Raw genomic sequence first — 26,383 nt, forward strand, 5'->3', positions numbered from 1 at the left:
ATTCAACCGTCTGCGCGAGGCTATCGGGGGGCTCGAAGGGAGGCGGGCCTAGACTCGCAGGCGGTACGAGGCCCCCTCGTCCCACCGACGATCGTATGACCGTGACCTCCCAGCCCTCGGGCTCACCCGTGCCGCGGCGCTCCCTCACGCGCCGGCTGCTGGCGACCCTCGCGGCAGGCGCTCTCGCGGTCGGAATGGCCGTTCCGGCCTCCGCGGCCGCGGCCGCGACGCCGACGCCGTCTCCCTCGGCGTCCGCCAGCCCGGCGACGATCGCCGCGGCTCCGGCCGGTAACGGCGTGCTTCGGGCGGGTGAAGCGCTCTCCGTGGTGGTGACCGTCACGGCCGGCTCATCCGACACCTCCGTCGCCCCGCTCGTGCTGTCGCTCGGTCGCACGCCCCTCGGTGACGACGCCTCCCTCGACCGCTGGCTCGGCGGCGACACCTCCGGCGCCGGCGTGCAGCAGGTGGCGATCGGATCGATGGATGCCGCGTCCTCCGGCTCGCAGGCCACGACCACCCTGTCGGTCGCTGCAACCGACCCCGCCCTGGCCGGTCTCGGCGCGGGCGTGTACCCCCTGCTCGTCACCACGGGCTCGCTCAGGGCGACGAGCGTCGTGGTGATCCCCGCCGACGGTGCCCCCGCGACCCCCATCGCCCTCGTGGTGCCGATCACGGCGGCCCCGATGACGCGCGGCCTGCTCACCGCCAACGAGCTCGCCGAGCTGACCGCCGTCGACGGAGCCCTCTCGGCCCAGCTCGACGCGGTCGACGGCACCACGGCCACCCTCGCGATCGATCCCGCGATCCCGGCCGCCATCCGCGTGCTCGGTTCGGCGGCTCCGCCCACCGCCGTGTCGTGGCTGCAGCGCCTGCTGCAGCTGCCGAACGACCGCTTCGCCCTGCAGTTCGGCGATTCCGACGTGGCGGCTCAGCTGCGGGCCGGCCTCTCGGCCCCTCTCGAGCCGACGTCGCTGCTCGGCTACATGAGCGCGGCCGACTTCACGCAACCCGCGCCCGCGGTCTCGGCGGTGTCCTCACCGGAACCCTCACCCGGCTCGACCCCCGGCCAGCCCTCGTATCCCTCGCTGTCGACCCTCCTCGACATCGGCTCGGCGACCTCCGGCGTGTATTGGCCGGTGACGGGATCCGCGGGCGCCGACACCGTGGCCTCCCTCGGCGCCCTCGCCACCGCGGATCAGCCCGCGCACGTGCTCGTGCCCTCGTCGAGCGTGACCGGCGGTGCCCGCCAGGCGGCCGCGAGCGTCGGTGGCGTGTCGACGCCCGTCTACGACGCCGAGGTGTCGCGGGCCCTCGCCGCCGCCGCCGGGCAGAACGACACCACGAGCCGCAGCGCCTCCCTCGCCGCCGCCCAGGGCTACCTCTTCGTCGCGCGGGCGACCACGGGCGGTCAACCCGTCCTCGCCGTGCTCGACCGCGGCACCGACCGCTCGCGCGTGAGCCTGCGCGCCACCCTGGGTCTCGCGACCTCCGCCCCGGGGTTCGCGGCCTCGACCCTCCGCGAGGTGTCGTCGCTCCCGGCATCCGAGATCTCGCTCGGCGCCCCGACCGTCGACGCCGCGCGGGTCACCGACGTCGCCGACCTGGTCGGTGATGAGCAGACGATCGACCGATTCGCGACGATCCTCGACCAGCCCGAACTGCTCACCGGACGCGAGCGCGCCGAGGTCCTGCAGGTCACGAGCTCCTCGTGGACGGGCGATCCCGCCCGCCAGGCCGTGGCCGACCACCGCGCTGCGACCAGCACGACGCTCGACTCCGTCGGCATCCTGTCGTCGGACTTCCGTCTGGTCTCCTCCAGCGCCCCGCTGCGTCCGTGGGTGCGCAATGACCTGCCGTGGCCCGTCACCGTCGTGCTGGCCGTCCGCACCAATGACGCGCGTCTGCGCGTGCAGGAGCGCACCACCATCGACGCGCAGGCATCGGCCAACACGCGCGTCGAGGTGCCCGTCGAGGCCCGCATCGCCAACGGCGAGGTCAGCGTCGACTTCCAGCTCTACAGCCCCAGCGGAGAACCCGTGGGCGCCCCCCAGGCGGTCGACGTCGAGGTGCGCGCCGAGTGGGAGAGCATCGGGCTGATCGTCATCATCCTGCTCATCGTCGGCTTCTTGACCCTCGGAGTGGTGCGCACGGTCGCGCGACGCCGGCGGGCCCGTGCGGAAGAACAGTCCGGTGCGGGCGACCCCGATGACGACGCTCCGGTCGATGGGATCGGGGCGAAGGATCCGGATGCCGACGGCCGCAGTCCCGCCGAAGACGCCGACGACGACCTCGACCCACCCACCCCCGCGCAGAACCCCACCGAGCAGGAGACCCACCCGTGAGCAGTATCGGACGGGCGAGCGTTCTGATCGGAGCGGGAACGATCGTGTCCCGCGTGAGCGGCCTCCTGCGCATCGTCGTGCTCGTCGCGATCGTCGGCTCGGTCGGCAGCGCCGCGGGCGACGCGTTCGGACTCGCCAACCAGCTGCCGAACAACATCTACACGGTCATCTCGACGGGCGTGCTGACAGCCGTGATCGTGCCGCAGATCGTCAAGGCCGCAGCCCACGCCGACGGCGGTCGCGCCTTCGTGTCGAAGCTCTTCACCCTCGGAACGGTGATCCTGCTCGCGGCGACCGCGATCGCGATGGTCGCCGCGCCCTTCATCGTCACGGTCTACATCGACCCGTCGAAGGTCGAGCCCGACCAGATCGCCCTCGCCACGGCGTTCGCGTACTGGTGCCTCCCGCAGATCTTCTTCTACGGCCTGTACGCCCTGCTCGGCGAGATCCTCAACGCGCGGAAGGTCTTCGGCCCGTACACGTGGGCGCCGATCGTCAACAACCTCGTCTCGATCGCCGGTTTCGGCCTGTTCCTGCTGCTCTTCGGTGGGCCGAGCCCCGACGTGGTCCAGTGGACCCCGACGATGATCGGCCTGCTCGGCGGCGTCGCCACCGGCGGCATCGTGCTGCAGACCGTCGTGCTGCTGGTGTTCTGGCGGCGCGCCGGACTGCAGCTGCGCCCCGACTTCCACTGGCGCGGCGTGGGCCTGCGCCACATCGGCCGCCTCGCGGGCTGGACGTTCCTGATGGTCATCGTGGGCCAGCTCGCCGGCATCGTGCAGACACGAGTGCTCTCGGGCGCCTCGGGGACGGGTCCGGCCATCCTCGCGTCGCAGAACGCGTGGCTGGTCTTCATGCTCCCGTACTCGATCATCGTGCTCTCGATCGGGACGCCGTACTTCACGCAGCTGAGCGAGCACGCCGCGGCCGGACGCGACGGCGACGTGAAGACCGACATCGTCCGCAGCATCCGGGTACTGGGTCTTTTCATCGTCGTCGCGACCGCCGCCCTCGCGGTCGCGTCCGTTCCCGCCACGCGGATCTTCACCAACAGCTCGGCCGAAGCCCTCGCCGCCGCTCCCGTACTCCTGTGCTTCTTGGTCTGTCTGCTGCCGCTGGCGGTGCTGTTCGTGGTCCAGCGGACGTTCTACGCCTACAACGACACGCGCACGCCGTTCTTCTTCACGCTCGTGCAGGGGTGCTTGGTCGCCCTCAGCGCCCTCGCCGCGGGATGGGCCGTGTCGGCCGGCCTCGTGCCCCTCGCGCAGCTCGCGGCCGCCGTCGCGCTCGGTCAGGCGCTGTCGAGCCTCGTCCAGGTGATCATCGCGACGATCATCCTGCACCGTCGTCTCGGGGGGATCAGGATCGGCGAATGGATGCCGCCCCTCCTGCGCTTCATCGGTGCGGCGATCCCCGCCGCGGGCGCTGGCTGGGGAGTGCTGCTGCTGTGCGGGGGACCCACCGGTTGGGTGTCCGACACCATCTACACGGGTGCCCTCGGCGCGGCGCTCGTGGGTTCGGTCGTGCTCGCCGTGTACATCGGGATCCTGGCCGTGTTCCGCACCCCGGAACTCGCTCCGGCTCTCGCACTCGGGCGGCGCTTCCTGCCCAAGCGCTGACCCCCGCGCGCCACCCCCGAGGACGCGGAATACCACGGGGCTAGCATGGGTTTCATCGGGCGGAATCAACGAAGGGAACGCGCTACCGTGCGTCACGTCATCATCATCGGATCCGGCCCCGCCGGCTACACGGCCGCCATCTACGCGGCCCGAGCCAACCTCGAGCCCCTCGTGGTCGCGAGCTCCGTCGAGGCCGGCGGCGACCTCATGAACACCACCGAGGTCGAGAACTTCCCCGGCTTCCCCGACGGCATCCAGGGCCCCGACCTCATGGCCAAGATGCAGGCCCAGGCCGAACGCTTCGGCGCCCAGGTGCTCTACGACGACGTCGTCTCGCTCGAGCTCGACGGCCCCGTCAAGAAGATCACCCTCGGCAGCGGAAAGGTCGAAGAGGCCGTCTCGGTCATCTACGCGACCGGCTCCGCCTACCGCAAGCTCGGTCTCGAAGGTGAGGAGCGCCTCTCGGGCCGTGGCGTGTCGTGGTGCGCCACCTGCGACGGATTCTTCTTCCGCGACCGCACGATCGCCGTGGTCGGCGGCGGCGACTCCGCGATGGAAGAGGCCAACTTCCTCACGAAGTTCGCGTCGAAGGTCTACATCATCCACCGCAAGGACTCGCTGCGCGCCTCGAAGATCATGCAGGAGCGCGCCTTCGCAAACCCCAAGATCGAGTTCATCTGGAACAGCGCCGTCGACGAGATCCTGGGCGACGAGGCCGTCAACGGCGTGCGCCTGCGTTCGACCGTCGACGACACCACGCGCGAGCTGCCCCTCGACGGGCTGTTCGTCGCGATCGGCAACGACCCCCGCACGCACCTCGTGCACGACAAGCTGCAGCTCACCGACCAGGGCACGATCTGGGTCGACGGCCGTTCGTCGCGCACGTCGGTCGAGGGTGTCTTCGCCGCCGGTGACGTGATCGACCCCACCTACCGCCAGGCCATCACGGCCGCCGGCAGCGGCACGGTCGCGGCTCTCGATGTGGAGCACTTCCTCGCCGCCCGCGGTGAGGCCGGCGAACCCGCCGTCGCCGAGAGCCCGATCGAGGGCCTTCCCGACGCCGCCGTGGTCTGAGGAACAAAAACGCCTTCACCTGCGTTTTCACACACTGACATCTCATCTAAGGAGAAATCACATGACCGCCAAGGCGACGACCTCCGCGACCTTCGAGCAGGACGTCCTGCAGGCCGACGGACCCGTTCTCGTGGACTTCTGGGCTGAGTGGTGCGGACCGTGTCGCATGGTCGCACCCGTGCTCGACGAAATCCAGAGCGAGAACTCGGGCAAGATCACCGTCCTCAAGCTCAACGTCGACGAGAACCCCGATCTCGCCATGAAGTACCAGATCACATCCATCCCCGCGATGAAGGTCTTCCAGGGTGGTGAGGTCAAGACGACCATCATCGGCGCCAAGCCGAAGTACGCCCTCGAGCAGGACCTCGCAGCCTTCCTCGGCTGACCTGCTCTCCTCGAATCCCCCGGTGCCTTTCGGTGCCGGGGGATTCGCTGTTTCATCCTCCCGCGGGAGAGATTCCGGATGCCGGGAACCCGGCGCATCGCGCGGGGCGATGCTGTGGGCCTCTACGACGCGTCGAGGCGCACGCTGGCGTCCCAACGCCGGTGCGGCTCTTCGTCGCCCAGAATGCGCCACACAGCGCGTGTGAGGGGCGGATAGTCGAGGGAGATCTGCCGGAGCACACGATAGTTGCGGGAGCGATTCGGGCGGACCCCGCCGTTCTCGGCGATGTTCTCGGCGCGGAGGGTCAAGACGACGAGTTCGTCGACGCTCGGCAGGTCTTCCATGAAATCCCACGGATCTTCGCCACCGCGAAGGCGCTCGTGGATCAGTACGGCCAGTTCGTCCGACGCTTCCGCGCGCAGAAGTTCGAGGCTGGCGCGACGGCGCAGGTTGTCATCGTTCGCTGTCACTCATTCAGCGTACGTCGACCCACCGACATCGCGGGCCGGGGTGCGTTCGCCCGCCGCGTGACGCCGGGTGGCGATGGGTCCGTCAGCCCGTGTATCCCTCTTCACCGAGCACTCCGAGGATGCGGTTCAGATCCTGGATGCTCGCGAAATCTATGCTGATCTGGCCTTTTTTGGCGTTCAGCGACACTCGGACCTTGGTGTCGAACCGGTCGCCGAGTCGCTCGGCGACCTGATCGAGGCCGGCGCGACGCGTGCCCGCCTGCGGCTTCTGACGAACGGGGGCGACACCCGGCATCTTCGCCGCCGCCTCCGCAGCCCGGACCGACAGATCTTCGTTGACGATCTTGTCGGCGAGCTTCTGCATCTCTTTGGCGTCGTCAAGCGAGAGGATGGCACGCGCGTGCCCGGCGCTCAGCACGCCGGCAGCCACACGCTGCTGCACGGGGACGGGTAGCTTCAGCAGGCGGATCGTGTTGCTGATCTGGGGGCGCGATCGGCCGATGCGCGTCGCGAGCTCCTCCTGGGTGATTCCGAAGTCTTCGAGCAGCTGCTGATAGGCCGACGCTTCTTCGAGCGGGTTCAGTTGCGACCGGTGGAGGTTCTCGAGCAGCGCGTCACGGAGGAGGTACTCGTCGTCTGTGTCTCGGACGACGGCGGGGATCGTCTCGAGACCCGCCTCCCGCGATGCTCGCGTACGACGCTCACCCATGATGAGCTCATAGGTTCCGTCCTTCTTGTCACGCACGACGACGGGCTGGAGCACACCGAACTCGCGAACGGAGTGGACCAGTTCCGCGAGGTCATCGGCATCGAAGTGGGTGCGCGGCTGTCGCGGGTTGGGGACGATCGTCTGGGGGTCGATGTGCACGAGGCGTGCACCGGGAACCGTGACGAGATCGTCGGCCGGGGTGTCACCTGCGGGGGAGGAGTCTGACGGATCCTTCGTCGTCGTGCTCGCTCCGGGGAAGAACACGTCGACGGGTCGGGACTCCGAGGGTTCCGCCGTGGGGATGAGAGCGCCGATACCGCGGCCCAGTCCGGTCCTCTTCGCCATCAGGATTCCTTCTTCTTAGTGTCGCGGGCGACGATCTCGACCGCTGCTTCGCGGTAGGCAATGGCGCCCGCTGACTGGCCATCGTACGCGATGACCGTCTGCCCGAAGCTCGGCGCCTCAGAGACGCGAACAGAACGGGGGATGACCGTGTCGAGAACCTCGTGGCTGAAATGCGATCGCACTTCTTCCGCCACCTGCTGCGCGAGTCGTGTACGTCCGTCGTACATCGTGAGCAGGATCGTCGACACGTGCAGTCCCGGGTTCAGGTGCTTCTGGATCATCTGGACACTACCGAGCAGCTGGCTCAAGCCCTCGAGCGCGTAGTACTCGCACTGGATCGGGATCATGACTTCATCGGCAGCGGTGAAGGCGTTGATCGTCAGAAGACCCAACGACGGCGGGCAGTCGATGATGACGAAATCGAGGTGGTTGTCTTCCATCGCCAGGTAGTCGCGGAGCGCCCCGCGCAGACGGTGCTCGCGCGCGACCTGCGACACCAGTTCGATCTCAGCTCCGGCGAGGTGGATGGTACTGGGAGCGCACAGCAGGTTCGGCGACTCCGGGCTCACCTGCACGATGTCATTGAGAGGGAACTCGTCGATCAGCACGTCGTAGACGCTGGGCGTCTCGGCATTGTGGGCGACCCCGAGGGCAGTGGAAGCGTTTCCCTGCGGGTCGAGGTCGATCACGAGAACGCGAGCTCCGACCGAGACGAGAGCCGCCGCGATGTTAACAGCGGTGGTCGTCTTGCCGACGCCACCCTTCTGGTTCGACACCGTGAACACACGGGTCCGACCCGACAGCTCAACCTTGGACGTTGCCTCCTCGAGTGCCCGACGTCGCGCAGAGAGATTCGCGATCTCGCGGGCGATAGGGGAGTCCTCGAAAGATGACGGCGTGGCTGCCTCATCGGACTGTTTCACGTGAAACACACCTTCCCATCACCAACGTGGTCAGTCTACCCGCGGGCGCCGACATTGCCGCGGTGGCGGTGGCATTGAGAACCGAAACGCCGAGATCCGCGGGGTTCGGGGCCGCTGGCGGGGTGTCCTGTCAACGAGAGGGATCTTGTGGTGCTTGCGGTTGATGTTTCACGTGAAACATAGCCGTGGATCGCGTGGTCGTCAGGGGAGGAGCTGCTCCTATCTGCCCGCGTGGCCACCACCGTCTTCAGACAATGAGCCGGGTACAAGCGTGCGAGAGCGACGCCCATTGTAGGAAGCCTGTCGGTGCGTCGTGACCCCGGAACGGCAACATCGAGAAGCCGGTGTGGTGCGAGAGCGCTCGCTCACCGCTCATACGGCCGGCGCGCGGTCAGTCGTTGACGACGTCTGGCAGATGTGAGGGGCCTTCGTCGGGTTCCCGATCTCGTCCAAGCCACCGCACTCGAGCGCCGGGCCGCCCTGCGTCGCATTCTCGTGGTCCAGGCACCTCTCGATCCCCGCCGGCGGCGCCTCGGTGGTCAAACCCTCACCCTGCGGCGCGCATGCGTACTTGCCGATCCGCCGCCCACACCGTTTACTGGTCGCGGTGGGGGAGTGGCTCACCCCGGCTCGGTCGTGCGAGTCCCATGGATGTCTCGGATGTGCCCGACCCCCTCCACGACAACCGGACCGGCGGAGCGGGACCACCAGACAGGTACAGACCGGGTGTGCTCCTTCATCACTGACGTACTGCTCGTGTTTCACGTGAAACATCGACCCGATTGGCTCGCGCTGCGACGCGGTCGATACAGCATTCGCGGCGTGTTCACCCACCCCTCCAGGGCCACGACCGCACGCGCTGTTGTTGATCCGCGACACTCGTGTGCTTCGTTTCGAAAGGGGCGCGAGAGGGCTCGCGCGCGATGCACCGAATTTGGTGTCTCTTCGCTCGCTTCGATAGATGCCCCTTCGCATCATCGACTGTGGGGGAGCAACCGACCTTGCTCACTCCGAGGGCGCGCAGTGTCGTCGCGCTGCAGTGCTCGCACACGCCGGTGGGTGTGTTCGGCCTTCTCTCGGGATCACTCAGTCCTTCGCGATCCATCCCCTCCCCTGACATGTCTGCGGACTGCTCAGCGCCGACGGTGGGCTCTCCCTTCATCCGGATGGCCACACGCACCAGGCACTCCCAATCCGAGCGTGGTGTGCGATCGGATCCCCTCGGACCTGCGGGTCTGCGCCACAGCCACCCAACGTGGGTTCCATGCCGAGAAGGCATCGAAGGCGGGCGGAGCATCCAGCGAAGTCCCGCACTGAACGTCCGACCGTTCACAGCGCGGGCCGTCGGTCATGGTTGCCTCACGCCAGCTCGATGTGATCGACTTCTCACGATGTTTCACGTGAAACGGCCAGTGTGGGTCCACAGGCCACTTGAAGGCAGGTGATCCCCAAATGCTGGTGTTGTCGAGCCCGGAGCGATGAGCGCCGGCGCTGCTCCACTCCTGCTCGAAGCCCGTCCCGATCAAGTGTAGACAAGGGAGGGAGTCCGACTACGAGCATTACCCCGCTCCGTTACTCCCGCCCGCATGAATTCTCGCCCCTATGTTTCACGTGAAACAATCGTCGTTCACACCCCCTTGCTCGACGCGCGAGACGGAGGTCGATTGTCACGACCCGCTGCTCCCTGTCTGCGAGCTACGCACGTTTACAGGTCCGAGATCTCGCGGCGCCTGCCGATCCCCACCGCGCAGCGTTGTCCTCTGCACCGGCTCACGGGTTGACCCCGACGCCGCATCGGCTCAGCGCGGCAGGAGGCGAGTGTTTCACGTGAAACAACGGCACGGGGGGTGGCTTCCGATGCCCGCCACACGTGTCCACCATTCCTGAACGCGGCGGGGACCGACCTCCGCCACCGAGTGGTCAGTGGCTGCACAAGCTCCCGAGCGAGGAGCCCACTTCGCGGAAGGCCGCGAATCGCATCTGCGAGAAACAGAGCGAGCCGTCGCCTCGTCGCTGTCGTGAAAGCGGGGCACTCGATCCAACAGATGCGACAGACACCTGCTCGACCCACATGCCCTCGGCGATCGGAATCAGAAGGCCCCGTCACCTGTCCGATGCAGGGATCGTCCCATTCCCGGGTTGGCGTGCGCCATTCAGCCCCACACTGGGTACGCGATCGGCGGGTCGACGCCGTTCACACGTTTGCAAGCTCGTTCCGGGCGGTCCACTCCACGAGGCGCGGCCCGTCAGGTGCCGTGACGCCGCCCTGCTGAGTTGAGGTTTTCAGTGGAAACGGACACCGCGACGTGCGCCAGACGCCTCCAACTCGAGTCGATGGCCCACAGAGCTCGGGTACGCACGGTCTTCCTCGCCACTACACACACACCCGCGCTCACGCATTCAGCGACCCGATATGCGTGCGCCGGACCCTCGGATCCGAGCACGCGAATCACCCTAACGGGGATGTTTCACGTGAAACGACCTCAGGTGTATGGCCGACGTATCGGGCCACACCCTTAACAGTGCGTTGACCGCCAGCTCTCCCGCCTCCTCTGCAAACGACCCGAACCACAAAGGCCAGCTCATCGCAGGTCAGGTCGACACGCTGCTGAGCACAGCGGGGGAGAACGTTGCAGTCCTCCCCACCATGGTCGCTGGCGTGGCGGCCTCGAGGAAGGCGCCTGTGTAGAGGTGGTCTCGACGAAGTTGCTGCGTCGCTCGATGGCCCTCGGAAGCGGAGCATCGAGGACCGCGTCCATCGCTGTGACCAGCAGAAAGGGGCGGCACTCTGTGGGTCGTCATAATATCGGCGCAGACCGCCCAGATTGGAGGACCGCCGGCACCGACGTTGCGTGATCGCAGATGCGATGCGCGCTTCCCGGAATGACTCGAGAATCCCGGCCCGAGGTCAGGAGCACCACGTCGGCACCCTGAGCTCGAAACTCGACCGGACCGAATCGAAGTCAGAACGGCCAGCGAGATGGGTGGACGGGCCTCTAGGGTCCCGAATCGTTTGCGCGCTTCACGGAGCCGCGACGTTTCACGTGAAACAGACCCGCACCGGTGTACGCCCTGACACGGCATTCCTGGGAGGCGCATCCCAGACGCCGCACCCTCTCTCGGCGGCTCGCGGCAGCTCGTCTCGCAATGGCCTCCCAACCGAGCGGCTGAGACGCCCGGACGCGAAGAGTCCGGGCCGTACCCCGTCGCGGGGTTCACGGATCGGCTTCACCTCTCCGAACGACCTCGCTATCGACCTGAAGGTGCGTTCCGTTCCCCACCACAGACAGTGTGGGGGAGTCCACGCCGAACCGTCCCGCCCGCGTCACCTCGGTGCCAGAGAGCGGAGGACTAAAGTGACAGTCGATGCATTGCGCCGACAGAGACCGGGAGTGTCATGTCGCGCGCGATGCGCTCCGTCGCGAGCCCTCGTCGTCACGTCCCGAGCGTGATCGCGTCACGTGCCCGCCCGACCTTGGCAGAGCTCTCTGACACGTCCCTTCACCTCACACGCTTGGCGAGGAGGACAAAGGTCACCTCCAAGAGACGCGCCCAATATGGTGACATCCGGCCTCCGCTCGTGACGGTTCCGCCATAAGAGTGTCCGCCGACCAGAGCATCGTCGAGCCGGTGGGCGCCGCCCGAAGAGAGTTCTCGTTCATCGACGGACCACCACTCGGTACGCGCTGATTCGCCCTTCGACGCGAACAGGCCGATTACCGTGTGCACTCACGCCGTCTTGCGGCACAACGATGATCGGTCGAACGCATCGTGATTGCGCCCCCGCGTTCCGTGCCGAACACCATGCCATCAAGAGCGAACGCCCATCCTCCCAGTCTCATAGACGTACTGACTGTTACGTGAAAGGCTGGACGCGTGGGACGACCGAAGCAACCCGACATCTCGGAACACCTCCTCGACCAGTGCACCGACCACGCTCTGGAGCACGGTCTCCCGGACCGCCTGCAGCCGTTCGTCGACGCGACGGGAACGTCGGCGCGGATGTTGCTGTACCACTTCGGCACCCGAGACGATCTTCTGCGTGCCGTTCTTCGCCGGGCGCGGCAACGCCACCTCGAGTACTTCGGAGCGAGGTTCAGCGTCGTACCGGGGGAGCGTTACACCTCCACGCTCGCGCGCGCGTGGGTCTCCATGACCGGCCCCCAGGCGCGGCCGTTCCTACGCATGTTCGACCAGCTGACCGAGCAGCACGACTCCGCGCTGTGGCCGGGCCTTCGCGCCCGCGCCACCACCGACTGGCTGCCACCGCTCCAAGCCGGCCTCGCGACGATCGATAGAGCGGAATCAGCGACTCTCGTGCTCGCCGTCTTTCGGGGTCTGATTCTCGACATCGACGCCACCGCAGATGTCGACCGTGCCGACGACGCGTTCGGCCTGCTCCTCAAGACCCTCGATCCGCACGCTCCGCAGATCTCACGCGGCGAGGGGACAGTGAAAAGTCCGACGTCAGCGTGAGACCGTGGCCAGGAACACTCGCGTGGGTTCGTCGAGCAGACCCTCGCCGACGATCTCGACCGTCACGTCCTGCAGGCCGAATTTGCGCACCTGCTTGGCCGCAGCCTCGACCTCGGCGCCGACGTTGGCGCCCTTCAGGAAGACCAGCCGACCGCCCGGGCGCACGAGGGGAGCGGTGAACGGCAGGAGCGTCCGCAGAGCGCTCACGGCGCGCGCCGTCGCCACGTCGAAGACCCGGCCCGCAGCCCACTCCTCGCCCCGCATGCGGGCGACGGTGACGTTCGTCAGCCCCAGCTCCGACACCTGCTCGGTCAGCCACGCCGTGCGACGCTCCATGGGCTCGATGAGCGTCCACTCGACGTCGGGTCGTGCGATGGCCAGAACGAGCCCGGGCAAACCGGCGCCCGAACCCACGTCGACCGCGCGGCCAGAGAAGAACGGAGCGGCGATCGCGCTATTCAGGATGTGGCGCGTCCACAGCCTGGGCACCTCGAGCGGGCCGATGAGGCCACGCTCCTCACCATGGACGGCGAGGTTCTCGGCGAACCGCCGCGCGAGGTCGATCCGGTCGCCGAAGAGCGTCGCCGCGGCATCCGGCTCCGTCTCGAGTTGCTCCGCCATACCCGCTCAGCCGCGTCGCAGCACGGTGTGCCGGTCGGCACCCTCGCCGAACGACTCGGAGGAGTATCCCCGGTCGGCCGCGATGTCGTGCACCAGCTTGCGCTCGTAGCTCGACATCGCCGGCAGCGATGCCTGGGAGGCACCCTCTTCGAGGCGCGTGATCGCTCGGTCGACGAGCGTCTCGAGCTGACGCTGTCGCGCGTCGCGGGATCCGCCGATGTCGAGGATCAGGCGCGAGAAGCGTCCCGTGGAGCTCTGCACCGCGAGGCGCGTCAGTTCCTGCAACGCCTGCACGGTGTCGGGGTGCGACAGCGCCGACAGCGCCGACACGTCGTCGGCCTCGACCGACACGTAGGCACGGCCGGCGCGCACGTCGAGCGCCAGGTCGCCGTCGATGTCGGCGATGTCGAGCAGGCCCTCGAGGTAATCGGCGGCGATGTCGCCTTCTTGCTCGAGCTGCTCCTCGGTGGCGGCGGTCTGGTCGGGGGCGATCTGATCGGACGTCGTCATCGTGATCTCCGTGGGTCAGGCGGGGGAGGAGGAGCCCGACGCACCACCGGTGCCGGGATTCTTGGCGGACTGCTGCTTCTTGGCGCGCTGCTTGCCTACCGGCTGCTGACGCTTCGGCTGCGTGGCACGGGCCTTCTCGGCTTCTTCGAACAGACGCTGCTGCTCGGCCTCGTACTTCTCGATCGGCACGACCTTGCCCGACGAGTCGATCGCCTTGCCCTTGCGCGCCAGGCGCTCCTCGCGGGCCTTGGCGGCGTCGGAGCCGGGAGTGGGCATCTCGCGGATGACGACGAACTGCTGCACCATCGTCCAGAGGTTGCTGACGAACCAGTAGATGACGACGCCGAGCGGGAAGAAGACACCCGAGAAGATGAAGGCCAGCGGCAGGATGTAGAGCATGATCTTCTGCATCTGGTACGCCTGACCGGTCTTGGCCTCGGGCGACAGGTTCTTCGAGATGATCTGCAGCTGCGTGAAGAACTGCGACGCGATCATGAGCACGACAAGCGTCAGCAGGATCGCGACGGTGACCTGTCCGTCGGACTGGCCCCACGCCGTGACGAGGTTCACGTGCATGGATGCCACGTCGAACAGACGCGCGTCGTAGAACTCCGTCGTCAGTTCGGGCGTGAGCAGACCCACACCACCCTGACCGACGGCGGCGTGCTTGGAGACGTCGTTGAGCACGCTGAACAGCGCAAAGAAGATGGGCATCTGCACGAGCAGCGGAAGGCAGCTCGAGACGGGCGTCGTGCCGTGCTTCTTGTACAGGGCCATCGTCTCGCGGCTCATCGCCTCGCGAGAGAGCTGGTCGCGCTTGCCCTTGTACTTCTCCTGCACCTTGCGCAGTTCAGGAGCGATCTCCATCATCTTGCGCTGGCTCTTGATCTGCTTGACGAAGAGCGGGATGAGGGCGGCACGCACGATGAGCACGAGTCCGACGATGGACAGCACCCACGTAAGGCCGGCGGCGGGAGCGAGCCCGACCGCGGTGAAGAGCGCGTGCCAGCCCACCAGCACGAGCTCGACCATCCATTTCAGTGGCCAGAGGATGGTCCCAATGAGATCGAATTGCACGATCAGTCCTTTCGGGCGGGCACGACGAAACCGTGCCGAGTGAGTTCGTGGCGGAAGGCCCGATGAGGACGGACGTCGTCGATGCCACCCTGAGCCCAGGGATGACAGCGTGCGAGACGGGCCGCGGTGAACGCGATGCCCTTCACGAGTCCGTGCTGCTGCACGGCGCCCACCGAATAGGCGGAGCAGGACGGGTAGTACTTGCACACATCGCCGTAGACGTGCGAGATCGTCGCTCGATATGCATGGAGCAGGGCGAGCCCTGCGTTACGGGGGAGGAGGGGGATGGATGCCACGACCCCGTCGGCGGTCAGGTGGGCCGCCCCGGTCGCCGAGGTCGGCAGTGTCGAAGCGCTCATGCCGATGCTTTTCGTTCGAGACACCGCACCACGTCGGCTCGGAGCGTCGCGTAATCAGCGGTCGCGGCCGACGGAAGTGCTCGGATGACGATCGAGGCGCCCCCGCGGATGGACGGGAGCGCCTCGGCGCACACCGCTTTGAGGCGGCGGCGAATGGTGTTGCGGGTGACTGCGGAGCCGACCTGTCGGCTCACGATGAAGCCGAAGCGGGGCGAATCGGTCTCAGCCGACGTTCCGACGTAGGTCACGGTGTGCGCTCCGGCACACCGAGAGCCCCGTCGGACTGTGGCTTTGTAGTCCGATCCGCGGGTGAGTCGGTTCGGCTTCGCGAGCACCGGGTCTATCAGGCCGAGAGCTCGGTACGGCCCTTGGCGCGGCGGGCCGCGAGGATGCCGCGGCCGGCACGCGTACGCATGCGGGCACGGAAGCCGTGCTTCTTGGCGCGGCGGCGGTTGTTGGGCTGGAAGGTGCGCTTGCTCATGGGTCACTCCGGAGGTGGTGTCGCCCGATGCTCTTCTGCCGGGGACGGGGTCGGGACTGCCGTATAGGCATAAGTCAACCGACTAAGGCTACGTCGCGCGCGGCGTTAACTCAAACCGAGGGCCGACCGCCCATTATCCCCAAGCGTTGTCCACAACCGTGGCAAAGACACGCGACCGGCCTCTACAGTGGATTTTGCTCCGCGAGAGCCGCGAACTAGCGTGGCCCCGGAAGTTATCCACAGGTTCGGCGCGACACGTCGATCACCCGTCGCGTCAAGATCCCGGAGGGGACATGTCTCTGCACGAACTCCCGGATGTACCTGTCTGGTCGACCGTGCTGGACCATCTTCTCACCGACGACCGAGTGACCCCGCAGCTCCACGGCTTCCTCAATCTGGCCGTGCCGCAAGGCGTGATGGGCGGCACCCTGTACCTCGACGTCCCGAACGACCTCACGGCCGCGCAGTTCAACAAGCGCATGCGGGCGCCCATCCTCGAAGCCCTCGCGCAGGTGCAGGGGACCGATCCCGAGGTCAGCACCTTCCGCGTCGTGGTGAACCCCGACCTCGGGGACTCGCACCGCAGTTCCCCCTCGTCACCCGCGCCGGCCGAGACACGGGCGTCCGCGACGGCCCCCGCCGCCGGGCATTCCCCCGTGATCGATCAGGCGCCCGAGCCGATCGTCCCGGCCTCGCGCAACGACACTCGGCTCAACCCGAAGTACACCTTCGACAACTTCGTGATCGGTCAGTCCAACCGTTTCGCGCATGCGGCCGCCGTCGCCGTGGCCGAGGCGCCGGCGAAGGCGTACAACCCCCTCTTCATCTACGGCGACTCGGGGCTGGGCAAGACTCACCTGCTCCACGCGATCGGCGACTACGCCGCGAGCATGTACGCCGGCATCCGGGTCCGATACGTCTCGAGCGAAGAGTTCACGAACGACTTCATCAACTCGATCGCGAACAACCGCGGCTCGGCGTTCCAGGCGCGATACCGCGACGTCGACATCCTGCTGATCGACGACATCCAGTTCCTTCAGGGTCGCGCCGAGACGCAGGAAGCCTTCTTCCACACGTTCAACACGCTGCACGATCACGACAAGCAGGTCGTCATCACGAGCGATCTGCCGCCGAAGCAGCTGACGGGCTTTGAAGACCGCATGCGCAGTCGCTTCGAGTGGGGCCTGATCACCGACGTGCAGGCGCCCGACCTCGAAACGCGCATCGCGATCCTCCGCAAGAAGGCGCAGAGCGAACGGCTGCTCATCCCCGATGACGTCCTCGAGTACATCGCCACCGTGGTGTCGTCGAACATCCGCGAGCTCGAGGGTGCGCTCATCCGCGTCTCGGCGTTCGCGAGCCTGAACCGCTCGACGCTCGACATGTCGCTCGCTCAGACCGTGTTGCGCGACATCATCGACCAGGACGACGCCAACGTCATCTCGCCGACCGACATCATCACGGCCACGGCGCAGTACTTCAAACTGTCGGTCGACGACCTGTACGGCTCGAGCCGTTCCCAGGCCGTGGCGACGGCTCGACAGATCGCCATGTACCTGTGCCGCGAACGCACGAGCCTGTCGCTGCCCAAGATCGGCCAGCTCTTCGGCAACCGCGATCACACCACCGTGATGTACGCCTACAAGAAGATCAGCGACCTCATGAAGGAGCGTCGATCGATCTTCAACCAGGTCTCGGAGATCACCAGCCAGCTCGGCCGTATGCGCTGAGCGCCTCTCTCCCGTGAAGGGTCCGTCCGCATCTGCGGCGGACCCTTTTCGCGTTTTCCCGCGTGATTCCGGGCCTGAACGCCGCGCGGGGGCACTTTTCGACACGGTTCTGCACAGTGTGGAAAACCTGTGGATAACTCCCGATTGCTGCGGATGAGATGTGTAGGACGCGCCGAGAGGTTGTGGACGAGCGTCAGGAGCCGGCATCCGGGATCGTGTTAACAGCACAGGCGATCCGCAACGCGTCCACAGTTAACAACCGCCGCGATCCCTGCTGTTAACACGCGTGTCGGGAGTTATCCACACTCTCCACAGCTGTTAACAAGATGAAGACTCCATCTCTTCGTTAAGGGTCATTCGATGACCTCGTGGTGCGGTCGGGCCTCGATGGGTCGACGCGAGTGGGGCACTAGCATGGGTAAGCCATACCCGCCGTCAAGGGAGCGTCCGTGAAGTTCCACGTCAATCGCGATGTGTTCAGCGAAGCCGTCTCGTTCGTGGTCAAGCTCCTGCCTCAGCGCAATCCGCAGCCGATCCTGGCCGGTGTGCTCATCGAGGCCGGCGAGCAGGGGCTCACCCTCGCGGCCTTCGACTACGAGGCATCCGCGCGCACGACGATCGAAGCCACGGTCGACGAGCCCGGCACGATCCTCGTCCACGGCCGCCTCCTCAGCGACATCGCGAGTCGCCTGCCGAACGCCCCGATCCAGATCGCGGTCGACGACGACGGCGGCATCCTGCTGACGTGCGGTTCCGCGCGGTTCACGCTGGCGTCGATGCCCGTGCAGGAATACCCGGCCATCCCCGAGGTCTCCGGCGAGTCCGGTCTCGTGCCGGCAGACGAGTTCGCCACGGCCATCGCGCAGGTCGCGTTCGCCGCATCGCGCGACGACGTCACCCCGGTCCTCACCGGCGTGCAGCTCGAGGTCACCGGCACGCGTCTGAGCCTGGTCGCCACCGACCGTTACCGCGTCGCGCTGCGCGAGATCCCCTGGGACGGCGGCGCCGCGGCATCCGACGAGCCCACCTCCGCCCTCGTGCCGGCGCGCACCCTGCAGGAAGTCGGCAAGACCTTCGCGCACGGCGGCGACATCTCGATCGCGTTCTCGGGCTCGGGCGACCGCGAGATCATCGCGTTCTCGTCGGGCAACAAGACGGTGACCTCGCTGCTGATCAAGGGCAACTTCCCGCCCGTACGCCGCCTGTTCCCCGCGCAGACCGAACACCACAGCGTCGTCAACACCGCCGAGCTCCAAGAGGCCGTGCGTCGCGTCGCCCTCGTGCTCGACCGGTCGGCGCCGCTGCGCTTCACCTTCGGGCCCGACGGGGTGTCGATGGACGCCTCGGGCACCGAGCAGGCGCGTGCGACCGAGTCGGTCGACGCCACGCTCGTCGGCGACGAGGTGACCCTCGGACTCAACCCGCAGTACCTGCTCGAGTCGCTCGGAGCGGTGCGCAGCGAGTTCACCCGCATCACCTTCACCTCGAGCGACAACGCGAACAAGCTCAGCCCCGTGCTGGTCACCCCGCAGACCTCGGTCGACAAGGGCGGCGAGGGCTCGTTCAAGTACCTGCTGCAGCCGAACCTGCTGCTGCGCTGAGCCGCGGACGCCACGACCCGGGCGGTGTCGGAGGTGACGGGTAGTCTGACTCGGTGATCGTGGAGCAGCTCGGACTGAAGGACTTCCGCAATTACGCGGAAGCCGATGTCTCGCTCTCGCCCGGCGCGAACGTCTTCATCGGCCGAAATGGTCAAGGAAAGACGAATCTCGTCGAGGCCGTGGCCTATCTCGCCACGCTGGGCTCGCACCGCGTGTCGAACGACGCTCCGATGGTGCGTGACGGGGCGGATGCCGCGATCGTGCGCGCCCGCCTCGCCCACGGTGAGCGCAGCGTGCTGCTTGAGTTGCAGCTCAACCGCCAAGGGGCGAACAAGGCCCGCGTCAACGGGGTCAACGTGCGCACCACCGAACTGCCGCGCTACGCCCAGGTCGTGCTCTTCGCCCCCGAAGACCTGCAGATCGTGCGCGGCGACCCGTCTGCGCGACGCCGTTTCGCCGATCAGCTGATCGTCCAGCGGTCTCCTCGCATGTCGGCCGTGCTCGCCGACTACGACCGCGTGCTCCGTCAGCGCAGCGCTCTGTTGAAGTCGGCCAGAGCGCGCGGCATCCGCGGTGACGCCCTCAGCACCCTCGACGTGTGGGACGACAAGCTCGTCTCGCTCGGCACCGAGGTGATCGAGGCGCGTCTGGCGCTGGCATCCGATCTCTCCGCCCCTCTCGCCCGCGCCTACGCGGCGATCGCCGGAGCCGATCACGACCCCCGTCTGTCGTGGGCGCTGTCGGTGGGCGGCGGAGACCCTGAAGAAGGCGACGCCGTCGACGCGGGCGGGTCGTCGGCTCCTCTCGCCGACCAGTTTCGCGCCGCCCTCGCTGCCCGTCGCTCCGCCGAGCTCGAGCGCGGTCTCACGCTCGTCGGCCCGCACCGCGACGACCTCGTGCTGCAGGTGCGGGGTCTGCCGGTGAAGGGGTACGCCTCACACGGAGAGTCCTGGTCGGTCGCGCTGTCGCTGCGACTGGCATCCGCCGAACTCCTGCGCGCCGAGTCGCGCCTGGGCGACCCCGTGCTGATCCTCGACGACGTCTTCGCCGAGCTCGACGCGGGGCGTCGCACGCGCCTGGCCGAGCTGGCCGGCGGTTACGAGCAGGTCATCGTCACCTCCGCGGTCGAAGAAGACGTGCCCGATGCGCTGCGTGCGCACGTCGTGCGCGTCGAGGCCGGCGAGATCCGGGAGCAGGGTCATGTCTGACGAGGCGGAGCTCCCCGAGACGATGGCGACCTACCTGCGCCTGCGCGGCCTCGAGCCGTCTCCCTATCGCAAGAAGAAGAAGCGCCGTCGATCCGACGACGGAGAGAACGCTCCTTTCACTCCCGGGCGCGACCCCCGCGGCCTGGGCGACGTGCTCTCGGCACTGACGCAATCCGCCGGGTGGGAGCCCCAGCTCTCGCGGGAAGACCTCGTGCGCACCTGGGACGAGGTCGCCGGTGCCGACACCGCCGCGCACACCCGCCCGGTCGCGCTCGACAACGGCACCCTCACGGTCCAGGCCGACTCCACCGCATGGGCGAAACAGCTCCAGCTCATGCGCGCGCACATCCTGTCGGAGATCATCCGGCGGTACCCCGAGGCGGGCGTCGAGGCGATCCGCTTCGTAGGGCCCGACGTCCCCTCGTGGAAATGGGGGCCCAGAGCCGTTCCAGGCCGCGGTCCGCGCGATACCTACGGTTGAGCCATGGTCGATCCCGGCTCGGCGCGATTTATCGCCGCGTAGGGGCGTACAAGCCATTTCGAGGGCCCTTCCGCGATAGGATGGAGGTTCCGACGAATCGATCTGGAGCGCGCGTACCCATGACGTCCGAAAACCCCGACAGCGTTTCCGAGGAACCCGAAGCGATCAGCAAGAAGGTTCCCAACGAGTACGGGGCAGACGCCATCCAGGTGCTCGAAGGTCTCGAGGCGGTCCGCAAGCGTCCCGGCATGTACATCGGTTCCACCGGTGAGCGCGGCCTGCACCACCTCGTGCAGGAGATCGTCGACAACTCCGTCGACGAGGCCCTCGCCGGCTACTGCGACACCATCGAGGTGACGATCCTCAGCGACGGCGCCGTGCGCGTGGTCGACAACGGCCGCGGCATCCCGGTCGACATGCACCGCACCGAGGGAAAGTCGACCGTCGAGGTCGTACTCACCGTCCTCCACGCCGGCGGCAAGTTCGGCGGCGGCGGCTACGCGGTCTCGGGCGGTCTGCACGGCGTCGGCTCGTCAGTCGTCAACGCGCTCTCGACGCGACTCGAGGTCGAGGTCAAGCGTCAGGGCCACGTGTGGCGCCAGTCGTTCCGCGACGGCGGCGTGCCCCTCGCCCCCCTCGCGCAGGGAGAAGAGAGCGACGCGACCGGCACGACGATCACGTTCTGGCCGGATGCCACGATCTTCGACACCGTCGACTTCGACTACGACACGCTGCGTACGCGCTTCCAGCAGATGGCGTTCCTCAACAAGGGGCTGCGCATCAGCCTGCGCGACGAGCGTCCGCAGTCGGTGATCACCGAAGGCGATCCCGGCGAAGAGGTCACCGACGCCCGCCACGACACGTTCCTCTACGAGCGCGGTCTCGTCGACTACGTCGAGCACCTCAACCGCGTGCGCAAGGCCGACGTGGTCAACGACGAGATCATCGAGGTCGAGTCCGAAGACACCGAGCGCAAGATCGCCCTCGAGCTGGCGATGCAGTGGACGACGGCGTACACCGAGAACGTCTTCACCTACGCCAACACCATCAACACGCACGAGGGCGGCACGCACGAAGAGGGCTTCCGCGCCGCGTTGACGACGCTCGTCAACCGCTACGCGCGGGCGAACAACCTGCTTAAAGAGAAAGACGACAACCTGACCGGCGACGACATCCGCGAGGGTCTCACCGCCGTCATCTCGGTCAAGCTGTCGGAGCCCCAGTTCGAGGGCCAGACCAAGACAAAGCTCGGCAACACCGAGGCCCGCGCCTACGTGCAGAAGGTCGTCGGCGACAAGCTCGGCGACTGGTTCGACCGCAATCCCGCGCAGGCGAAGAACATCATCCGCAAGGCGATCGACGCCGCGACCGCTCGTCTGGCCGCCCGCAAGGCGCGCGAGACCGCGCGTCGCAAGAGCGTCTTCGAGTCGGCTGCGATGCCTGACAAGCTCAAAGACTGCACCTCGAAAGACCCCTCGATCAGCGAGATCTTCCTCGTCGAGGGTGACTCGGCCGGCGGCTCGGCCGTGCAGGGGCGCGACCCGCACACGCAGGCGATCCTGGCGCTGCGCGGCAAGATCCTCAACGTCGAGCGCGCGCGGCTCGACCGCGCCCTGGGCAACAAAGAGGTCCAGGCGATGATCCAGGCCTTCGGCACGGGCATCGGCGAAGACTTCGACATGGCCAAGGCGCGGTACCACAAGATCGTGCTCATGGCCGATGCCGACGTCGACGGCCAGCACATCACCACGCTCCTGTTGACCCTGCTCTTCCGCTACATGCGCGGTCTCATCGAGGCGGGCTTCGTCTATCTCGCGCAGCCCCCGCTGTACCGCTTGAAGTGGTCGAACCACCCGCACGAGTACGCCTACAGCGACCGCGAGCGCGACGCGATGCTCGTCGACGGTCAGGCCTCCGGACGCCGCATCCCCAAAGACAACGGCATCCAGCGCTACAAGGGTCTCGGCGAGATGAACGACCACGAGCTGTGGGAGACCACGATGGACCCCGAGACCCGCACGCTGAAGCAGGTGACCATCGACGACGCCGCCTCGGCAGACGAGATCTTCTCGGTGCTGATGGGAGAAGACGTCGAGTCGCGACGCAGCTTCATTCAGCGCAACGCCAAAGACGTCCGCTTCCTCGACATCTGATCCGCACGACAGATCTCGCTCCGACGTATTCACGAAACTGAGAAGACATGGCTGACGACACCACTCCCGAGCCCGCCGACGCGCGCGAAGAAGGCGCTCACAACCACGGCAAGATCGACCAGGTCGACCTGCAGCTCGAGATGCAGCGGAGCTACCTCGACTACGCGATGAGCGTCATCGTCGGACGCGCCCTGCCCGACGTGCGCGACGGCCTCAAGCCGGTGCACCGCCGTGTGATCTACGGCATGTACGACGGCGGCTTCCGCCCCGACAAGTCGTTCTCGAAGTGCGCCCGTGTCGTGGGCGAGGTCATGGGGCACTACCACCCGCACGGTGACGCCCCGATCTACGACGCCCTCGTGCGTCTGGTGCAGCCGTGGTCGCTGCGCTACCCCCTGGCGCTCGGCCAGGGCAACTTCGGCTCTCCCGGAAACCAGGGCGCCGCCGCCCCGCGATACACCGAGACCAAGATGGCCCCCCTCGCGCTCGAGATGGTGCGCGACATCGAAGAAGAGACCGTCGACTTCGAGGACAACTACGACGGCCAGACGCAGGAGCCCACGGTTCTGCCGGCGCGCTTCCCGAACCTGCTGGTCAACGGTTCGGTCGGTATCGCCGTCGGTATGGCGACGAACATCCCGCCGCACAACCTGCGCGAGGTCTCGAGTGGTGCCCTGTGGGCCCTCGAGAACCCGGATGCCACGCGCGAAGAGCTGCTCGAGGCGCTCATGGAGCGCATCCCCGGCCCCGACTTCCCCACGCGCGCCCAGATCCTGGGCACGCGCGGCATCAAGGACGCCTACCGCACCGGTCGCGGCTCGATCACGATGCGCGCGGTGGTCAACATCGAGGAGATCCAGGGCCGCACGTGCCTCGTGATCACCGAGCTGCCGTACCAGGTCAACCCCGACAACGTCGCGGTCAAGATCGGCGACCTCGCCCGCGAGGGCAAGATCACCGGTGTCGCCGACATCCGCGACGAGAGCTCGGGCCGTACCGGTCAGCGCCTGGTCGTCGTGCTCAAGCGCGATGCGGTCGCCAAGGTCGTGCTGAACAACCTGTATAAGCACACGCAGCTGCAGGAGAACTTCGGCGCCAACATGCTGGCGATCGTCGACGGCGTGCCGCGCACGCTCTCGCTCGACGGCTTCATCAGCCTGTGGATCGACCACCAGGTCGAGGTCATCGTCCGGCGCACGCGCTACCGCCTGCGCAAGGCCGAAGAGCGCATGCACATCCTGCGCGGCTACCTGAAGGCGCTCGACGCGCTCGACGAGGTCATCGCGCTCATCCGTCGCTCGCCGACGGCTCAGGATGCCAACGAGGGTCTGCAGAAGCTCCTCGACATCGACGACATCCAGGCCCAGGCGATCCTCGACATGCAGTTGCGTCGTCTCGCTGCCCTCGAGCGCCAGAAGATCGTCGACGAGGCGACCGAGCTCGAGGCCCGCATCGCGGACTACAACGACATCCTCGCCACGCCCGCCCGCCAGCGCACCATCATCCGCGACGAGCTCACCGCGATCGTCGACCGCTTCGGCGACGACCGTCGCACCGAGATCCTCCACGGGTTCGACGGCGACGTCTCGATCGAAGACCTCATCGCCGAAGAGGAGATGGTCGTCACCGTCACTCGCGACGGCTACATCAAGCGCACGCGCAGCGACAACTACCGCTCGCAGCACCGCGGCGGCAAGGGCGTGAAGGGCGCACAGCTGCGCGCCGACGACGTGGTCGAGCACTTCTTCGTCACCACGACGCACCACTGGCTGCTGTTCTTCACGAACAAGGGGCGCGTGTACCGCTCCAAGGCGTACGAGGTGCCCGAGGCCGGGCGCGACGCCAAGGGTCAGCACGTCGCCAACCTGCTGGCGCTCCAGCCCGACGAGGAGATCGCGCAGATCCTCGACATCCGCGACTACCAGGTCGCGACCTACCTCGTGCTCGCGACGCGGGGCGGTCTGGTCAAGAAGACCCGCCTCGAGGAGTACGACACCAACCGTCAGGGCGGCGTCATCGCCATCAAGCTGCGCGGTCAGACCTCCGACGAGGGCGACGACGCCGAGCAGGGCGGCGCCGACGAACTCGTCAGCGCCATGCTCGTCGACGAGGGCGACGACATCCTCCTCATCAGCCGCCTCGGCATGTCGCTGCGGTTCTCCGCCACCGACAACGCGCTGCGCCCCATGGGTCGGTCGACCTCGGGCGTGAAGGGGATGGACTTCCGCGAGGGCGACAGCCTGCTCTCGGCCTCCGTCGCCAAGGACGACGAATTCGTCTTCGTGGTGACCGAAGGCGGCTACGCCAAGCGCACCGCCGTCACCGAATACCGCATGCAGAACCGCGGTGGTCTGGGCATCAAGGTGGCCCGTCTGACCGACGATCGCGGGGTCCTCGCGGGCGGAATGATGGTGTCCGAGGGCGACGAGGTCCTTGTGGTTCTTGCCAGCGGCAAGGTGGTACGCTCCAGCGTGGCCGAGGTGCCCGCCAAGGGACGCGACACCATGGGTGTCGTCTTCGCTCGCGCCGGAGGCGATGACAAGATCATCGCGATCGCGCGCAACGCCGAGCGGAACCTCGCCGAGACGACGGAGACGACCACTGAGCCCGCCGCTTCATCCGCGGACGAGGCCAGCGCCTCCCCTTCCGACACCCCCGAGGAAAGTACTGACGCATGAGCACGGTAGCCGACAAGCTCGCCAAGAAGTCGACTCACAAGACCCCTGCGAAGCAGGTGCGTCTGCGCCTGGTCTACATCGACTTCTGGTCGGCGGTGAAGCTGTCGTTCCTGGTGGCGGTCGCCCTGGCCATCGTCACGGTGGTCTCGTACTTCCTCATCTACCTGGTCGTCTCGGCGACGCTGCTGTCGAAGCTCGATGAGTTCTTCACCAGCTTCACCGACGGCGGGGCGACGCTCTCGCAGTACATCGGTCTGCCCCAGGTCATGGCGTTCGCCGCGATCGTGGCGATCCTCAACCTGGTCGTGGTGACGGTGCTCGGCGCGGTCATGGCGGGCATCTACAATCTCGCGGTGAAGGTGACCGGCGGCCTGCTTGTCGGCTTCACCTCGAACTGACGCCGATTCGTCAAAACCTCGGGAGTCCGGTAAAGTCTTCGAGGTTGACATCACGTCAGCGAGACGGGGCTATAGCTCAGGCGGTTAGAGCGCTTCACTGATAATGAAGAGGTCCCAGGTTCAAGTCCTGGTAGCCCCACCCCTTCCCTCGCGGGGCCTTAGCTCAGCTGGTAGAGCGCCTGCTTTGCAAGCAGGATGTCAGGAGTTCGAATCTCCTAGGCTCCACAACCGCGAAACGAAAGCCGGCCTTCGGGCCGGCTTTCGTCTTTGCACCGCGACACACGTGCCCCGGCGCTCGCTAGAGTCACGTCATGGACATGCGGGTCGCCGCGTACGCCGTCGTGACCGACGCCGACGGCCGTGTGCTGCTCGCGCACTGGATCGACGGCCGACGGCCCGCGTGGACGCTTCCCGGAGGCGGTCTCGAGCCCGGCGAGGATCCCGCTCACGCCGTGCGCCGGGAGGTCCGCGAGGAGACGGGGTTCCGCGTCGCGATCGACGAGCTGCTCGGCATCCATTCCCGCGTCATCCCGGCCGAGGCACGGTTGGCCCACGATTCCGACGGGCCGCTCCACGCCCTGCGGATCGTCTATCGAACCCACGTCGTCGGTGGTCGCCTGAGGTTCGAGACCGACGGCTCGACCGATCGAGCGGAGTGGTTCACCCTCGCGGAGGCCCGCAAACTCCGTCGCGTTCAGCTGGTCGACGTGGCCCTGCGCATGGCGGGCCTACTGCCCACCTGA

22 protein-coding genes and 2 tRNA genes are annotated in these 26,383 nt (G+C 67.2%); 15 read left to right on the forward strand and 9 right to left on the reverse strand.

What is annotated here, in order from left to right:
* The first annotated feature begins 101 nt into the window (after window positions 1-101).
* From M3667_RS03685 to trxA, 4 genes are all read left to right on the forward strand, one after another.
* Complete coding sequence (locus M3667_RS03685) at window positions 102-2,342, forward strand: DUF6049 family protein (protein ID WP_251505116.1); 2,241 nt, start codon at window positions 102-104, stop codon at window positions 2,340-2,342.
* Window positions 2,339-3,961, forward strand: coding sequence for a murein biosynthesis integral membrane protein MurJ (murJ, locus tag M3667_RS03690; protein ID WP_251505119.1), 1,623 nt, complete (start codon window positions 2,339-2,341; stop codon window positions 3,959-3,961). The genes M3667_RS03685 and murJ overlap by 4 nt, the downstream gene beginning before the upstream one ends.
* 87 nt (window positions 3,962-4,048) lie before the next feature.
* Complete coding sequence (gene trxB, locus M3667_RS03695; RefSeq protein ID WP_144830993.1) at window positions 4,049-5,035, forward strand: thioredoxin-disulfide reductase; 987 nt, start codon at window positions 4,049-4,051, stop codon at window positions 5,033-5,035.
* Window positions 5,036-5,096: 61 nt separating this feature from the next.
* A complete protein-coding gene (gene trxA / locus M3667_RS03700; protein ID WP_144830990.1) occupies window positions 5,097-5,420 on the forward strand; it encodes a thioredoxin in 324 nt (107 codons plus the stop codon).
* 122 nt (window positions 5,421-5,542) lie between these two features.
* On the opposite strand, the gene M3667_RS03705 is transcribed toward trxA, so the two are convergent.
* From M3667_RS03705 to M3667_RS03715, 3 genes are all read right to left on the reverse strand, one after another.
* The gene (locus M3667_RS03705; RefSeq protein WP_144830986.1) at window positions 5,543-5,890 is read right to left on the reverse strand and encodes a tryptophan synthase subunit alpha; all 348 of its coding nucleotides are present in this window, start codon (window positions 5,888-5,890) and stop codon (window positions 5,543-5,545) included.
* 82 nt (window positions 5,891-5,972) lie between these two features.
* Window positions 5,973-6,944 carry a ParB/RepB/Spo0J family partition protein gene (locus M3667_RS03710; RefSeq protein ID WP_251505122.1) on the reverse strand — a complete coding sequence of 324 codons (972 nt, stop codon included), beginning with the start codon at window positions 6,942-6,944 and terminating at the stop codon, window positions 5,973-5,975.
* Window positions 6,944-7,867, reverse strand: a complete 924-nt coding sequence (locus M3667_RS03715) for an AAA family ATPase (protein ID WP_308196428.1) — start codon at window positions 7,865-7,867, stop codon at window positions 6,944-6,946. The genes M3667_RS03710 and M3667_RS03715 overlap by 1 nt, the downstream gene beginning before the upstream one ends.
* A gap of 3,876 nt (window positions 7,868-11,743) precedes the next feature.
* Here M3667_RS03715 and M3667_RS03720 point away from each other — a divergent pair.
* Entirely contained in the window at window positions 11,744-12,343 is a 600-nt protein-coding gene (locus M3667_RS03720; RefSeq protein WP_251505124.1) for a TetR/AcrR family transcriptional regulator, read from the forward strand.
* Here M3667_RS03720 and rsmG read toward each other — a convergent pair.
* From rsmG to rpmH, 6 genes are read right to left on the reverse strand one after another with little or no spacing between them, the layout of a single operon-like run.
* Window positions 12,335-12,964: a 16S rRNA (guanine(527)-N(7))-methyltransferase RsmG gene (gene rsmG / locus M3667_RS03725; protein ID WP_251505127.1), complete on the reverse strand. Its 630-nt coding sequence runs from the start codon at window positions 12,962-12,964 to the stop codon at window positions 12,335-12,337. The genes M3667_RS03720 and rsmG overlap by 9 nt on opposite strands.
* 6 nt (window positions 12,965-12,970) lie before the next feature.
* A complete protein-coding gene (locus M3667_RS03730) occupies window positions 12,971-13,474 on the reverse strand; it encodes a R3H domain-containing nucleic acid-binding protein (protein WP_144830973.1) in 504 nt (167 codons plus the stop codon).
* Window positions 13,475-13,489: 15 nt separating this feature from the next.
* Window positions 13,490-14,551: a membrane protein insertase YidC gene (gene yidC, locus M3667_RS03735; RefSeq protein ID WP_144830970.1), complete on the reverse strand. Its 1,062-nt coding sequence runs from the start codon at window positions 14,549-14,551 to the stop codon at window positions 13,490-13,492.
* 2 nt (window positions 14,552-14,553) lie between these two features.
* On the reverse strand, window positions 14,554-14,910 hold the full coding sequence (yidD, locus tag M3667_RS03740) for a membrane protein insertion efficiency factor YidD (protein WP_154097008.1): 357 nt from the start codon (window positions 14,908-14,910) through the stop codon (window positions 14,554-14,556).
* Entirely contained in the window at window positions 14,907-15,245 is a 339-nt protein-coding gene (gene rnpA, locus M3667_RS03745; protein ID WP_144830964.1) for a ribonuclease P protein component, read from the reverse strand. The genes yidD and rnpA overlap by 4 nt, the downstream gene beginning before the upstream one ends.
* Window positions 15,246-15,253: 8 nt before the next feature.
* Window positions 15,254-15,391 carry a 50S ribosomal protein L34 gene (rpmH, locus tag M3667_RS03750; protein ID WP_013584598.1) on the reverse strand — a complete coding sequence of 46 codons (138 nt, stop codon included), beginning with the start codon at window positions 15,389-15,391 and terminating at the stop codon, window positions 15,254-15,256.
* Between the two features lie 293 nt (window positions 15,392-15,684).
* Between rpmH and dnaA the strand changes: the two genes are divergently transcribed.
* From dnaA to M3667_RS03800, 10 genes are all read left to right on the forward strand, one after another.
* Window positions 15,685-17,121 carry a chromosomal replication initiator protein DnaA gene (gene dnaA / locus M3667_RS03755; RefSeq protein ID WP_251505130.1) on the forward strand — a complete coding sequence of 479 codons (1,437 nt, stop codon included), beginning with the start codon at window positions 15,685-15,687 and terminating at the stop codon, window positions 17,119-17,121.
* 449 nt (window positions 17,122-17,570) lie between these two features.
* Window positions 17,571-18,722: a DNA polymerase III subunit beta gene (dnaN, locus tag M3667_RS03760; protein WP_251505133.1), complete on the forward strand. Its 1,152-nt coding sequence runs from the start codon at window positions 17,571-17,573 to the stop codon at window positions 18,720-18,722.
* A gap of 53 nt (window positions 18,723-18,775) precedes the next feature.
* Entirely contained in the window at window positions 18,776-19,930 is a 1,155-nt protein-coding gene (gene recF, locus M3667_RS03765; protein ID WP_251505137.1) for a DNA replication/repair protein RecF, read from the forward strand.
* Window positions 19,923-20,411 carry a DUF721 domain-containing protein gene (locus tag M3667_RS03770; RefSeq protein ID WP_144830925.1) on the forward strand — a complete coding sequence of 163 codons (489 nt, stop codon included), beginning with the start codon at window positions 19,923-19,925 and terminating at the stop codon, window positions 20,409-20,411. The genes recF and M3667_RS03770 overlap by 8 nt, the downstream gene beginning before the upstream one ends.
* 119 nt (window positions 20,412-20,530) lie before the next feature.
* Window positions 20,531-22,564, forward strand: coding sequence for a DNA topoisomerase (ATP-hydrolyzing) subunit B (gene gyrB / locus M3667_RS03775; RefSeq protein ID WP_251505141.1), 2,034 nt, complete (start codon window positions 20,531-20,533; stop codon window positions 22,562-22,564).
* A gap of 47 nt (window positions 22,565-22,611) precedes the next feature.
* Window positions 22,612-25,242, forward strand: a complete 2,631-nt coding sequence (gyrA, locus tag M3667_RS03780; protein WP_251505145.1) for a DNA gyrase subunit A — start codon at window positions 22,612-22,614, stop codon at window positions 25,240-25,242.
* Window positions 25,239-25,640, forward strand: a complete 402-nt coding sequence (locus M3667_RS03785; protein WP_144830917.1) for a DUF3566 domain-containing protein — start codon at window positions 25,239-25,241, stop codon at window positions 25,638-25,640. The genes gyrA and M3667_RS03785 overlap by 4 nt, the downstream gene beginning before the upstream one ends.
* Before the next feature lie 65 nt (window positions 25,641-25,705).
* Window positions 25,706-25,779 (forward strand) — tRNA-Ile (locus M3667_RS03790).
* A gap of 13 nt (window positions 25,780-25,792) precedes the next feature.
* Window positions 25,793-25,865: transfer RNA gene (locus tag M3667_RS03795), tRNA-Ala, on the forward strand.
* Window positions 25,866-25,951: 86 nt separating this feature from the next.
* Window positions 25,952-26,383, forward strand: coding sequence for an NUDIX hydrolase (locus M3667_RS03800; RefSeq protein WP_251505148.1), 432 nt, complete (start codon window positions 25,952-25,954; stop codon window positions 26,381-26,383).

This window comes from Microbacterium sp. P26 (assembly GCF_023712585.1).
Taxonomy (GTDB): Bacteria; Actinomycetota; Actinomycetes; order Actinomycetales; family Microbacteriaceae; genus Microbacterium; species Microbacterium algihabitans_A.